Below are 11,834 nucleotides of genomic sequence, written 5' to 3'. Positions count from 1 at the left end.
TTAAAGATGGACAAACTATTTAAACTAAAAGAGCACGGGACAGATGTCCGTACAGAGGTGCTTGCTGGTTTAACAACATTCTTTGCAATGAGTTATATTCTCTTTGTAAACCCTCAAATGCTTTCCCAAACGGGTATGCCTGTTCAAGGTGTGTTCTTGGCAACGATTATCGGTTCTGTAGTCGGTACTTTGATGATGGCTTTCTATGCTAATTTGCCATACGCACAAGCACCAGGTATGGGACTAAATGCCTTCTTCACATTTACAGTTGTATTTGGGATGGGCTATACTTGGAAAGAAGCTCTTGGTATGGTCTTCATTTGTGGAATTATTTCACTGATTATTACCTTGACAAATGTTCGTAAAATGATCATCGAATCTATTCCAACAACACTTCGCTCAGCTATTTCGGCTGGTATTGGTGTTTTCCTTGCCTATGTTGGGATTAAGAATGCCGGTCTCTTGAAATTCTCAATTGACCCAGGTACTTATACTGTAGCAGGTGAAGGAGCAGACAAGGCTCAAGCTGCACTTACTGCAAACTCCGCAGCTGTTCCAGGATTGGTAGACTTCAATACTCCAGCCGTATTGGTGGCTCTTGCAGGTCTGGCTATTACCATCTTCTTTGTTGTTAAAGGCATCAAGGGTGGAATCATTCTTTCTATTTTAACAACGACTGTCCTTGCCATTGCTGTTGGTGTTGTGAAATTGTCAGGGATCGACTTTGCTAGCAACAATCTTTCAGCAGCGGTTAATGATTTAGGAACTTTGTTTGGTGCTGCTCTTGGTTCAGAAGGTTTAGGATCTTTGATTTCAAACACTTCACGTTTACCAGAAACCTTGATGGCTATTCTTGCCTTCTCACTAACGGATATTTTTGATACAATCGGTACTCTTATCGGTACTGGTGAAAAAGTTGGTATCGTTGCGACAAGTGGGGAAAACCATGAGTCCGCTAAATTGGACAAGGCTCTATACTCTGATTTGGTGGCAACTTCGGTAGGTGCCATTGCAGGTACTTCAAACGTTACGACCTATGTTGAGTCTGCGGCGGGTATCGGTGCTGGTGGACGTACTGGTTTGACAGCCCTAGTGGTTGCGATCTGTTTTGCTCTATCTAGCTTCTTTAGCCCACTTCTAGCGATTGTTCCTACAGCTGCAACAGCTCCAATTTTGATTATCGTCGGAATCATGATGCTTTCTAACTTGAAAAATATCCCTTGGGATGATATGGCTGAAGCGGTTCCTGCCTTCTTCACATCAATCTTTATGGGATTCAGCTACTCTATCACACAAGGGATTGCTGTTGGTTTCTTGACATATACCTTGACAAAAGTTGTCAAAGGTCAAGCCAAGGATGTGCACGTGATGATTTGGATTTTGGATGCCTTGTTTATCCTTAACTATATCAGTATGGCGCTATAAATGGTATAATAGAAAAAGGGGAGTCTCCCCTTTTTCTTATAAGGAGGTACATCATGAAAGATAAGACGATTTGGCAAGAGGTTTTGAACAGAGGGAAATGGGTGCTCATCCTTTTGGTAGCTTTTGTTCTATCTCAATTTCCTATAGGACTTTCTTTGTTTTTAGCAAACAAACAGTTTCCGATTTTACAGTCAGGGCTCTTAGTAGGTGCTTTATCCATAGTCGTTTTGATTGTATTCATTATTGGTGCACGAAAAACACAACTTGCTACTTTTAATCTATCCTTTTTTAAGGCAAAAGACTTGGCTCGCTTGGTACTGAGTTATCTGGTGATTTTTGCGACAAATCTCTTGGGTTCACTCCTGCTTCGACTAACAAATGAGGCAACAACCAGTAACCAATCAATACTGAATGGTTTGGTTCAGAATAGTTCTTTGATTTCAACTTTCTTCCTATTAGTCTTGATTGCGCCGATTTGTGAAGAAATTTTGTGTCGTGGGATTATTCCAAAAAAGATCTTCCGTGGAAAAGAAAAACTTGGCTTTGTTGTTGGTGCAATTGTCTTTGCCTTGCTCCATATGCCAACCAATCTACCTTCTGTGATTATTTATGGAGGAATGTCAACGGTTTTGACTTGGACAGCCTATAAGACTGAGCGTTTGGAGATGTCCATTTTGCTTCATATGATTCTCAATGGTATTGCATTTTGTTTGTTGGCCTTATTGGTATTGATTAGTAGAAATCTAGGTCTATCATTCTAAACCATTAGCCGCTTGGAAAAGATGAATACTAGCGTATCCATCTTTTTCTTTTTATGGTAAAATAGAGAAATAATGTGGTGAAAAACCTTGAGGAGTGACCTTATGTTCAGTAAAGCTAGTCAGGCAAAAACAGCTATTTGTGGAATTATCAATGTAACACCAGATTCCTTTTCGGATGGTGGTCAGTTTTTTGCTGTTGACCAGGCGCTTCAGCAAGCCCGTAAATTGATAGCTGAAGGAGCTAGCATGCTTGATATCGGTGGAGAATCGACTCGGCCGGGCAGTAGCTATGTTGAGATAGAAGAGGAAATCCAGCGTGTTGTTCCAGTGATTAAAGCTATCTGTGAGGAAAGTGATGTTCTCATTTCCATCGATACTTGGAAAAGTCAGGTGGCAGAGGCTGCTTTGGCTGCTGGTGCCAATCTGGTAAATGACATTACGGGTCTCATGGGAGATGAGAAAATGGCGGATGTGGTTGCTAAGGCTGGTGCGAAAGTAGTCATCATGTTTAATCCAGTCATGGCTCGACCTCAGCACCCTAGTTCGCTCATATTTCCTCATTTTGGTTTTGGGCAAGCTTTTACAGAGGAAGAGTTAGCTGACTTTGAAAAAATGCCAATTGAAGACTTGATGGAGGCTTTCTTTGAACGAGCACTAGCGAGAGCCAATCAAGCTGGGATAGCAAGAGAAAATATTCTGCTGGATCCAGGGATTGGCTTTGGTCTGACCAAGAAGGAAAATCTACTCCTTCTACGGGATCTAGATAAACTACACCAGCAAGGCTATCCGATTTTTCTTGGAGTTTCGCGTAAGCGATTTGTCATCAATATCCTAGAAGAAAATGGCTTTGAAGTTAATCCTGGGACCGAACTTGGTTTCCGCAATCGAGACACAGCTTCTGCTCATGTAACCAGTATCGCTGTGAGACAGGGTGTGGAAGTGGTGCGCGTGCATGATGTTGCCAGTCACAGGATGGCAGTTGAAATTGCCTCTGCTATCCGTTTGGCAGATGATGCAGAAAATCTAGATTTAAAACAATATAAGTAAGATGAACGAAATTGAAAACAATCAGTGGATTGCCCACTACCGGACGGACCAACCGCATTTTGGCTTGGAACGCATGGTAGAACTCCTAGCTCTGCGAGGCAATCCCCATCTCAAACTCAAGGTCATCCATATCGGAGGGACCAACGGCAAGGGGTCTACCATTGCTTTTTTGAAAAAGATGCTGGAAAACCTAGGGCTGAGAGTTGGGGTGTTCAACTCGCCCTATCTCATTCATTATACGGATCAGATTAGCATTAATGGGGAATCCATTCCCGAGGCTAGGCTAGAAGCCCTCATGGCAGACTATCAGTCTTTGCTTGAGGGGGAATCTGCTACCAATTTGCAGGGGACAACCGAATTTGAGATTATCACAGCTCTAGCTTATGATTACTTTGCCTCAGAGCAAGTAGATGTGGCTATCATGGAAGTCGGCATGGGTGGTCTTTTGGATAGTACTAATGTTTGCCAGCCAATTTTAACAGGAATTACGACCATTGGACTGGACCATGTTGCCCTACTTGGTGACACCTTGGAAGCCATAGCAGAGCAGAAGGCTGGTATTATCAAACAAGGTATTCCCTTGGTGACAGGTCATATTGTTCCTGAAGCCTTGACTGTTATTGACCGCATTGCAGAAGGGAAAGAAGCACCGAGAATACGATATGGGAAAGATTATCAGGTCAGTCACCAAAAGAGTGTAGTGACGGGTGAAATCTTTGATTATACCAGTTCTGTCAGACAAGGTCGTTTTCAAACAGGTCTGCTTGGCTTGCACCAGATAGAAAATGCGGGGATGGCGCTTGCTCTCTTAGACACTTATTGTCAGGAGACTGGGCGAGAATTAGCAAGTAATGACTTGGTTGCTCAAGCTTTGAAAGAGACCAGATGGCCAGGGCGTTTGGAGGTCGTGTCTAGTGACCCCTTGATGATTTTAGATGGGGCCCACAATCCCCATGCTATCAAGGCCTTGTTGGCAACCTTGCAAGAACGCTTTGCGGATTATCATAAGGAAATCCTCTTTACCTGCATCAAAACCAAGGCCTTGGATGATATGCTGGACTTGCTAGGGGAAATGCCAGATACCGAGCTTACCCTGACACATTTTGATGATAGTCGGGCGACGGATGAAAGTGTGCTGAAAGAGACAGCCAAGTCTAGAAATCTCAATTACCAAAGTTGGCAGGATTTTCTAGAGCAGAAATTGACAGATAAAAATGAAGAGAAACAAACAGTTAGGATTGTCACAGGTTCCTTGTATTTCTTGAGCCAAGTGAGAGCCTATCTGATGGAGAGGAAGAACGAGAATGGATACACAAAAGATTGAAACGGCTGTAAAAATGATTATTGAGGCTGTTGGTGAGGACGCTAACCGCGAGGGCTTGCAGGAAACACCTGCTCGTGTAGCTCGTATGTACCAAGAGATTTTTTCAGGTCTTGGCCAAACTGCTGAGGAACACCTGTCAAAATCCTTTGAGATTATCGACGATAATATGGTTGTAGAAAAGGATATCTTTTTCCACACTATGTGTGAGCACCACTTTTTGCCCTTTTATGGGAGAGCGCACATTGCCTACATTCCAGATGGTCGGGTGGCAGGCTTGTCCAAGCTTGCCCGTACGGTTGAAATTTATTCTAAAAAACCACAGATTCAAGAACGGTTAAATATTGAAGTGGCCGATGCCTTGATGGACTATCTGGGGGCTAAAGGAGCCTTTGTTGTCATTGAGGCCGAGCATATGTGTATGAGCATGCGTGGTGTCAGAAAACCAGGTACTGCGACTTTGACGACAGTAGCGCGAGGTGTATTTGAAACAGATAAAGACCTCCGAGACCAGGCTTATCGTTTAATGGGACTATAAAAAGAATCCGCTTTGGGCGGATTTTTCTAGAAAGGACAAGTTATGGATCAACTGCAGATTAAAGATTTGGAAATTTTTGCCTATCATGGTCTTTTCCCTAGTGAGAAGGAATTGGGGCAGAAGTTTGTTATTTCCGCAAGCTTATCCTATGATATGACCAAGGCGGCTACAGACCTGGATTTGACAGCTTCTGTCCATTACGGAGAATTGTGTCAGCAGTGGACGACTTGGTTTCAGGAAAGCACTGAGGATTTGATTGAAACGGTAGCTTACAAACTCGTTGAACGTACCTTTGAGACCTATCCTCTTGTCCAAGAGATTGAGTTGGAACTAAAAAAACCGTGGGCTCCAGTGCATTTACCATTGGATACCTGCTCGGTGACCATTCACCGTCGTAAGCAGCGGGCCTTTATCGCTCTAGGAAGTAATATGGGAGATAAGGAAGCCAACTTGGAACAAGCTATTGACAACCTGCGAGCTCGAGGTATCCATATTCTCAAAGAGTCCAGTATCTTGGCGACGGAACCTTGGGGTGGTGTGGAACAGGATAGCTTTGTCAATCAGGTGATTGAAGTAGAAACCTGGCTACCAGCACCAGTCTTGTTAGAAACATTATTAGCCATTGAGTCAGAAATGGGACGGGTGAGAGAAGTGCATTGGGGGCCTCGTTTGATTGATTTGGACCTACTCTTTGTGGAGGACCAGATTATTTACACAGACGAGCTCATCTTGCCTCATCCTTATATAGCAGAACGCCTCTTTGTTCTTGAGCCATTAGTGGAAATAGCTCCCCATTTTATTCATCCAATCTTAAAACAACCAATTCGTTACTTGGTTGACCAGTTGGAGCAAGGAAATGCCTAAGCTTTCCGAGACCTATAGTAAGTGGAAGAGTATCGGGGAGGGACTACTTGCTATTGTTTTAGGGCTTCTCTTGATTCGTTTTGGACAAGTTATTCCGCGAATGGGATACCAGTTGCTGATGGGCTACTTTTCCTTGTCAGCAGTTTGGCACTTGTTGACTCGCTGGTTTCAAGATAAAACACGTCGGGAAAATATCTTTGTAACCTTGGGCAAGCTGGTGGTAGCAGCTCTCGTGTTTGACTCTATCATTTTGCAAGATCTTGCCCTCTATCTCTTGGTCTTTATCATTGCGAGCTACCAGTTGTTTACGGGCATCATTAGTCTTGTGACCTGGTCTCTCTATCGAAAAAATGCCATTCATCCTCGGATCCATCATCTCTTTGATGCTGTATGGATGATAGGATTCGGGCTTTATAGCATCTCTCCTTTTCACGATGCGGCGAATTTTGAATTGCTCTTGCTTGGATTTTACTTGCTCATGCTAGGAGCTAGTAGCCTCCGTGACGGTTTCTTTTTTGAAAGGATAGAAAACAATCCCAAGCTGAAACGGCGAATGCGAATGACCTTGCCGATCTTTGTGACGGCTCTGATCCCTATCAGTACCTTGCGCAAATTGAATGAGTGGCTGGCAAATCATGAAAGTCAAGAAGGGGAAGTTCATTCAGAAAGAAAAAATGATCAGACGGTTGATCTGGAAATTTTTGTCCATACCTCAGAAACCTCTTTCTTTCTTGCTATGGGACATGTAGATATTTGTTATCAAGGGAAGGTTATTTCCTATGGTTCCTATGATCCTCACTCGGAGCGTTTATTCGGTATGGTTGGAGACGGTGTTTTGTTTAAGGCCAATCGGGAAAAATACATCGAGCTCTGTAAGAGGGAAAGTCAGAAGACCTTGTTTGCTTATGGTCTGAGTTTGACGGACCAACAGAAAACAGCTATCCAAGCTCGCCTAGCAGAGATAGAAGACCTGTTAATTCCTTGGGAACCAAGTTCGCAGTTGATGAAAAGAAGAGAGGGAGAGGTCAAGCATACCTACTCCTACCAACTGAAAGAGGAAGCAGATGCGACCCTCTATAAATTCAGCTCATCCGAGTTTAAGACCTACTTTGTTCTCAGTACCAATTGTGTCTTGCTGGCAGACTCTATCGTGGGAAAAGCTGGGACGGATATATTAAGTCCCCAAGGTTTCATTGTACCGGGGACTTACCAGGATTACCTTGATTTAGAGTACACAAAACCCAATGGTCTAGTTGTTAGTCGCTCCATTTATTAGAAAAAGAAAACTCTAGTTCCTCAGCAGTTTACGCCAAGAAGCTAGAGTTTTTAAAATAGGTCATTTTCTTCAGGAAGGAGGATAGTTTCTTTACCATTCATGTCTAAAACAAGGACCCTAGGAGGGTAAAGGGGATCGAAAGGATGATTGAAATCAAAATCGATGCTAGTCGGAAGGTTTTGACTAGAGAAATGGAAGGTAATGGTCCCCGTATTGTTGAGCAGTTGAAACTCAAGTTCTTCTTCTAATTCAAAGACATTTTTCAAAAAATGATCGATAATGAACCATAAAGAGTCGATAACATCGTCGGGTAGACTGGTCACAACACCAAAACTGGCGGAACGTCTCTGTGTATTTGTAAAAGCCATGTTTCCTTCCTCCTTTTATTTTTCTTATCATACAGTAAAAAAGCTGAAAAATCAAGGAATTCTGCTTGTTTTTTCAAAATGGGAATAAACTGTGAAATTTTTTCAAAGTTTCTCTAAAAAATACTTGAAAGTGTTTACAATAAGTGATAAAATGGAGTAAGCAGATGCGTGAAAGCGAAATTTTCAATATAGAAAGGAAACGGAATGAACACAGATGATACAGTAACGATTTATGACGTTGCCCGTGAAGCAGGAGTTTCAATGGCAACAGTTAGCCGTGTCGTTAATGGCAACAAGAATGTTAAAGAGAACACTCGAAAAAAAGTCCTCGAAGTGATTGAACGCTTGGACTATCGTCCAAATGCGGTCGCTCGTGGTTTGGCTAGTAAGAAAACAACGACAGTCGGAGTTGTGATTCCTAACATTACCAATGGTTATTTCTCAACGCTTGCTAAGGGGATTGACGACATTGCTGAAATGTACAAGTATAACATTGTCCTTGCAAATAGTGATGAGGATGATGAAAAGGAAGTTTCAGTGGTTAACACTCTCTTTTCAAAACAAGTCGATGGGATTATCTTTATGGGCTATCACTTGACTGAAAAGATTCGTTCAGAGTTTTCTCGTTCACGGACACCGGTTGTTCTTGCTGGTACTGTGGATGTCGAACACCAACTTCCAAGTGTCAATATCGACTACAAACAAGCAACGATTGATGCTGTGAGTTACCTTCTCAAAGAAAATGAGAAAATTGCTTTTGTGAGTGGACCACTCGTCGATGATATCAATGGCAAGGTTCGTTTGATCGGTTACAAGGAAGCCTTGAAAAAAGCAGGACATTCTTATAGCGAGGGATTGGTCTTTGAATCAAAATACAGCTATGACGATGGTTATGCCTTGGCAGAACGCTTGATTTCATCACAAGCTACAGCCGCAGTTGTAACAGGTGATGAATTGGCAGCAGGTGTGTTGAATGGTTTGGCTGACCATGGCGTATCTGTGCCGGAAGAGTTTGAAATCATTACGACAGATGACTCTCAGATTGCACGATTCACTCGTCCAAACTTGACGACAGTTGCCCAACCTCTTTATGATCTAGGTGCTATCAGCATGCGTATGTTGACTAAGATTATGCATAAGGAAGAGTTGGAAGAACGTGAAGTTCTCTTGCCTCATGGTTTGACAGAACGTCGCTCTACACGAAAACGTAAATAGAAAAAATCAGGGAATCGCGAAGATTTCCTGATTTTGCGTTCTAGAGAAGAGGTTTATCCTTCCATATAGTCTTTCAAAGCCTGTCCTTTTAGTCCAGCATTAAGGGCAATTAATAATTTGAGGCGCGCTTTTTGAGCGTTGAGTTCTTTGACAAAGAAAACACCAGCTCGTTGCAACTGCACCCCTCCACCTTGATAGGCGTAGACAGGTTCAGCAATGCCGTTAAAGCATCGTGAGACCAAGGCGACTGGAATTCCTTTTTGCAGGAGATTTTCCAACTTTTGAGCTGTTTCTTTGGGAACATTGCCTGCTCCGAAGGCCTGAATAACTAAGCCATCCAGCTGTTCCAAGTCTAACATATCAATTAGCTCGTCTGTCATACCTACATAGGCTGAGATGATGGGAACCAGACCTTGAATATGCTCAAGATCAAACCGGACACGAGGTTCAGCCGTTTTGAAGTAGAGGATTTCTTGCTTCATGATGAGGCCAAGTGGTCCATGTGTTGGGGTTTGAAAGGTGCTGACATTGGTCGTATGAGTTTTGGTAACATACTTGGCTGCGTGGATCTCGTCGTTCATGACGACCAGTACACCCTTGTCGGCTGCTTTGTCATCGCTGGCAACTCGCAAAGCGCTCAGATAGTTATATACACCGTCGCTACCAAGTTCGTTTGAACTACGCATGGCCCCTGTTAGAACGATGGGGATGGGCGGAATTTTCATGGTATCAAGGAAGTAGGCTGTTTCTTCTAAGGTATCTGTACCATGTGTGATGACAACTCCATCATAGTTATCAGCTTCCTCTTTAATCTTATGATAGAGTGCAAGCATATGCTTGGGTTTGATATGAGGGCTTGGCAGATTAAAAAAGTCTAGGGCATGAACCTCAATCCCTTCAAGCGGATTGGAAACATGGTTCATGGGATTTTCCTGGCTAGTTACAACGGCACCAGTGGCGTCTGCTTGCATGGAAATAGTCCCACCTGTATGTAAAACAAGGATTTTCTTAGGCATGATTTAGTCACTCTTTCTGAAATGTGGTATAATCATTGTAACACAAAAGGGGAGAATGGGATAGGATGGAAGTCAAGGCTGTTTTTTTTGATATCGATGGAACGCTAGTCAACGATCGCAAGAGTGTTTTGAAATCCACTAAGGACGCGATTAAGATTGTCAAAGAGCAAGGAGTGCTTGTTGGAGTAGCGACAGGACGAGGGCCGTTTTTTGTCAAGGAATTGATGGAAGACTTGGACTTGGATTTTGCGGTGACCTACAATGGCCAATACATTTTTAATAAAGAAAAGGTGCTCTTTGCAAGTCCGATTGCTAAGTCAAGCCTGCGTCAACTGATTGCTTACGCTAAAAAGGAGCGTAAAGAAATCGCTCTTGGAACCGAGCATGCCGTTGTTGGTTCGAAAATTATGTCATTTGGTCTCGGCTCCTTTTCCCAACTGGTTAGTCGTTTTATTCCGACTGTGCTGACAAGAACCGTTAGCCGTTCCTTTAATCGAATGGTTAGCAAGGCAGTTCCTCAAAAGGAAGACGACCTACTTAACTTGATTAATCAACCCATTTACCAAGTTTTGATGCTGATGACGCCAGAGGAATCTGAGAAAGTTGCAAGTGATTTTGAAGATTTGAAATTAACTCGAAGCAATCCTTTTGCAGCAGATATCATTAACCAAGGAAATTCCAAATTAGAAGGCATTCGCCGAGTCGGGAAAGAATATGGCTTTGATCTCAACCAAGTCATGGCCTTTGGTGATTCAGACAACGATCTGGAAATGTTGGCGGGTGTTGGTATGTCGGTCGCTATGGGAAATGGCAGTAGCAGTGTCAAAGAAGTTGCCAAGCATATTACGGCAAGTAATCAACAAGATGGTATCCACAAGGCGCTCGAGCACTTTGGTGTTTTGGCTTCAGAAAAAGTGTTTGTCAGTCGAGACTACCACTTTAATAAGGTTAAAACCTTCCACCACATGATGGATGAACGAACTCAAGAAGAGCCACAGGCATGGGATGCTGAAGGTGCAACCCACCGCGCAGACTTTAAAATTGAAGAATTAGTAGAGTTTGTTCGCGCAGCAAGTTCTTCGGAGGAAGAATTCCAAAACTCCCTTGCAAGCATGCATGAGGCACTTGATAAGGCGGCAGAGAAAGTGGCGAAAAAGACACCTGCTAAGCAAAATTTGGTCGGTCAAGTGGATGCTTTGATTGACACACTGTATTTTACATACGGTAGTTTTGTTTTGATGGGAGTAGACCCAGAACGCATTTTTGATATTGTCCATGAAGCAAATATGGGGAAGGTTTTCCCTGATGGGAAGGCTCATTTTGACCCAGTTACACACAAGATTTTAAAACCAGAAGACTGGGAAGAAAAATATGCTCCAGAACCTGCCATCCGACAGGAACTACAACGTCAGTTTAAAGCTTATGAGCGACACAAAGAAAGAAAAAAATAGAAACAAAAAGGAGCCCAAGGCTCCCTTTTTAAATGATTACAATGTTTTTTCACTTTCTCTCACGACCAGCAAATCGACTTTTGCATGGCGGAGAATGTACTCAGATGAAGAGCCAACCAAGAGGCGTTCAAAGGCATTGAGCCCTGTTGCGCCAACGAGAATCAGGTCAACATTTTCTGCGTCTGGAATAGTACGGGCAAGGAGGGTTTTTGGATTTCCCATTTCGATGACGATGTGAATATCGGTCACACCAGCATCTCTTGCGCGCTTTTCGTACTCCTTCATCAGACTTTCAGCATCGACTTGGAGTTCTTCGTAAACTTCAGCATCAAAGGTAGACACGCTTTGAAGAGCGCGTGTGTCAATAACATGGGCAATGGTGAGCTTGGATTCGTTGCGTAGAGCAGTGTAAACACCTTTGACGAAAGCCAAGTCCGCTTCTTTAGAACCATCAATTGCGACCATAACATTTTGGTAACGTTGTGCCATAATGAAACCTCCTGAAATTTTCTTACTGTTATTGTAACCCTTTTCACTAAAGAAGTAAAGTAA

Annotated in this window: 12 protein-coding genes; 9 read left to right on the top strand and 3 right to left on the bottom strand. The window is 43.0% G+C overall.

What is annotated here, in order from left to right; all coding sequences use genetic code 11:
* The first annotated feature begins 6 nt into the window (after positions 1–6).
* From ACT17O_RS09475 to ACT17O_RS09445, 7 genes are all read left to right on the top strand, one after another.
* The gene (locus ACT17O_RS09475; RefSeq protein WP_000359241.1) at positions 7–1,425 is read left to right on the top strand and encodes an NCS2 family permease; all 1,419 of its coding nucleotides are present in this window, start codon (positions 7–9) and stop codon (positions 1,423–1,425) included.
* A 53-nt stretch (positions 1,426–1,478) separates the two neighbouring features.
* Positions 1,479–2,186 carry a lysostaphin resistance A-like protein gene (locus ACT17O_RS09470; RefSeq protein WP_444817470.1) on the top strand — a complete coding sequence of 236 codons (708 nt, stop codon included), beginning with the start codon at positions 1,479–1,481 and terminating at the stop codon, positions 2,184–2,186.
* A gap of 102 nt (positions 2,187–2,288) precedes the next feature.
* Positions 2,289–3,233 (top strand): dihydropteroate synthase, encoded by a 945-nt coding sequence (gene folP, locus ACT17O_RS09465; protein ID WP_414388336.1) that lies wholly within the window; start codon positions 2,289–2,291, stop codon positions 3,231–3,233.
* Position 3,234: 1 nt separating this feature from the next.
* A complete protein-coding gene (locus ACT17O_RS09460) occupies positions 3,235–4,557 on the top strand; it encodes a bifunctional folylpolyglutamate synthase/dihydrofolate synthase (RefSeq protein ID WP_198464985.1) in 1,323 nt (440 codons plus the stop codon).
* On the top strand, positions 4,538–5,092 hold the full coding sequence (gene folE, locus ACT17O_RS09455) for a GTP cyclohydrolase I FolE (RefSeq protein ID WP_000380930.1): 555 nt from the start codon (positions 4,538–4,540) through the stop codon (positions 5,090–5,092). Before ACT17O_RS09460 ends, folE begins: the two co-directional genes overlap by 20 nt.
* 42 nt (positions 5,093–5,134) lie before the next feature.
* Positions 5,135–5,956, top strand: coding sequence for a 2-amino-4-hydroxy-6-hydroxymethyldihydropteridine diphosphokinase (folK, locus tag ACT17O_RS09450; RefSeq protein WP_444817469.1), 822 nt, complete (start codon positions 5,135–5,137; stop codon positions 5,954–5,956).
* On the top strand, positions 5,949–7,232 hold the full coding sequence (locus ACT17O_RS09445; RefSeq protein ID WP_444817468.1) for a DUF308 domain-containing protein: 1,284 nt from the start codon (positions 5,949–5,951) through the stop codon (positions 7,230–7,232). Before folK ends, ACT17O_RS09445 begins: the two co-directional genes overlap by 8 nt.
* A 50-nt stretch (positions 7,233–7,282) precedes the next feature.
* Here ACT17O_RS09445 and ACT17O_RS09440 read toward each other — a convergent pair whose 3' ends face one another.
* Entirely contained in the window at positions 7,283–7,600 is a 318-nt protein-coding gene (locus ACT17O_RS09440) for a DUF960 domain-containing protein (RefSeq protein ID WP_049505202.1), read from the bottom strand.
* 204 nt (positions 7,601–7,804) lie between these two features.
* Between ACT17O_RS09440 and ccpA the strand changes: the two genes are divergently transcribed.
* The gene (ccpA, locus tag ACT17O_RS09435) at positions 7,805–8,815 is read left to right on the top strand and encodes a catabolite control protein A (protein WP_044020171.1); all 1,011 of its coding nucleotides are present in this window, start codon (positions 7,805–7,807) and stop codon (positions 8,813–8,815) included.
* A gap of 53 nt (positions 8,816–8,868) precedes the next feature.
* Here ccpA and ACT17O_RS09430 read toward each other — a convergent pair whose 3' ends face one another.
* The gene (locus ACT17O_RS09430; protein ID WP_444817467.1) at positions 8,869–9,831 is read right to left on the bottom strand and encodes an asparaginase; all 963 of its coding nucleotides are present in this window, start codon (positions 9,829–9,831) and stop codon (positions 8,869–8,871) included.
* A 65-nt stretch (positions 9,832–9,896) separates the two neighbouring features.
* Between ACT17O_RS09430 and ACT17O_RS09425 the strand changes: the two genes are divergently transcribed.
* Complete coding sequence (locus ACT17O_RS09425) at positions 9,897–11,282, top strand: Cof-type HAD-IIB family hydrolase (protein ID WP_444817466.1); 1,386 nt, start codon at positions 9,897–9,899, stop codon at positions 11,280–11,282.
* Positions 11,283–11,318: 36 nt separating this feature from the next.
* Here ACT17O_RS09425 and ACT17O_RS09420 read toward each other — a convergent pair whose 3' ends face one another.
* The gene (locus tag ACT17O_RS09420; protein WP_000079162.1) at positions 11,319–11,771 is read right to left on the bottom strand and encodes a universal stress protein; all 453 of its coding nucleotides are present in this window, start codon (positions 11,769–11,771) and stop codon (positions 11,319–11,321) included.
* Positions 11,772–11,834: the final 63 nt, after the last annotated feature.

Source organism: Streptococcus sp. HJ1 (genome assembly GCF_052399005.1).
Lineage (GTDB): Bacteria > Bacillota > Bacilli > Lactobacillales > Streptococcaceae > Streptococcus.
Note: the sequence above shows the minus strand (reverse complement) of the source record. Positions and strands in the feature narration are given on the sequence as shown.

Excerpts from the sequence above, each read along its gene's own strand:
- ACT17O_RS09475 (WP_000359241.1), top strand. The coding sequence starts at position 7 with ATGGACAAACTATTTAAACTAAAAGAGCACGGGACAGATGTCCGTACA.
- ACT17O_RS09460 (WP_198464985.1), top strand. The coding sequence starts at position 3,235 with ATGAACGAAATTGAAAACAATCAGTGGATTGCCCACTACCGGACGGAC.
- ACT17O_RS09445 (WP_444817468.1), top strand. The coding sequence starts at position 5,949 with ATGCCTAAGCTTTCCGAGACCTATAGTAAGTGGAAGAGTATCGGGGAG.
- ACT17O_RS09470 (WP_444817470.1), top strand. The coding sequence starts at position 1,479 with ATGAAAGATAAGACGATTTGGCAAGAGGTTTTGAACAGAGGGAAATGG.
- folP (WP_414388336.1), top strand. The coding sequence starts at position 2,289 with ATGTTCAGTAAAGCTAGTCAGGCAAAAACAGCTATTTGTGGAATTATC.
- ACT17O_RS09420 (WP_000079162.1), bottom strand. The coding sequence starts at position 11,771 with ATGGCACAACGTTACCAAAATGTTATGGTCGCAATTGATGGTTCTAAA.
- folE (WP_000380930.1), top strand. The coding sequence starts at position 4,538 with ATGGATACACAAAAGATTGAAACGGCTGTAAAAATGATTATTGAGGCT.
- ACT17O_RS09430 (WP_444817467.1), bottom strand. The coding sequence starts at position 9,831 with ATGCCTAAGAAAATCCTTGTTTTACATACAGGTGGGACTATTTCCATG.
- folK (WP_444817469.1), top strand. The coding sequence starts at position 5,135 with ATGGATCAACTGCAGATTAAAGATTTGGAAATTTTTGCCTATCATGGT.
- ACT17O_RS09440 (WP_049505202.1), bottom strand. The coding sequence starts at position 7,600 with ATGGCTTTTACAAATACACAGAGACGTTCCGCCAGTTTTGGTGTTGTG.
- ACT17O_RS09425 (WP_444817466.1), top strand. The coding sequence starts at position 9,897 with ATGGAAGTCAAGGCTGTTTTTTTTGATATCGATGGAACGCTAGTCAAC.
- ccpA (WP_044020171.1), top strand. The coding sequence starts at position 7,805 with ATGAACACAGATGATACAGTAACGATTTATGACGTTGCCCGTGAAGCA.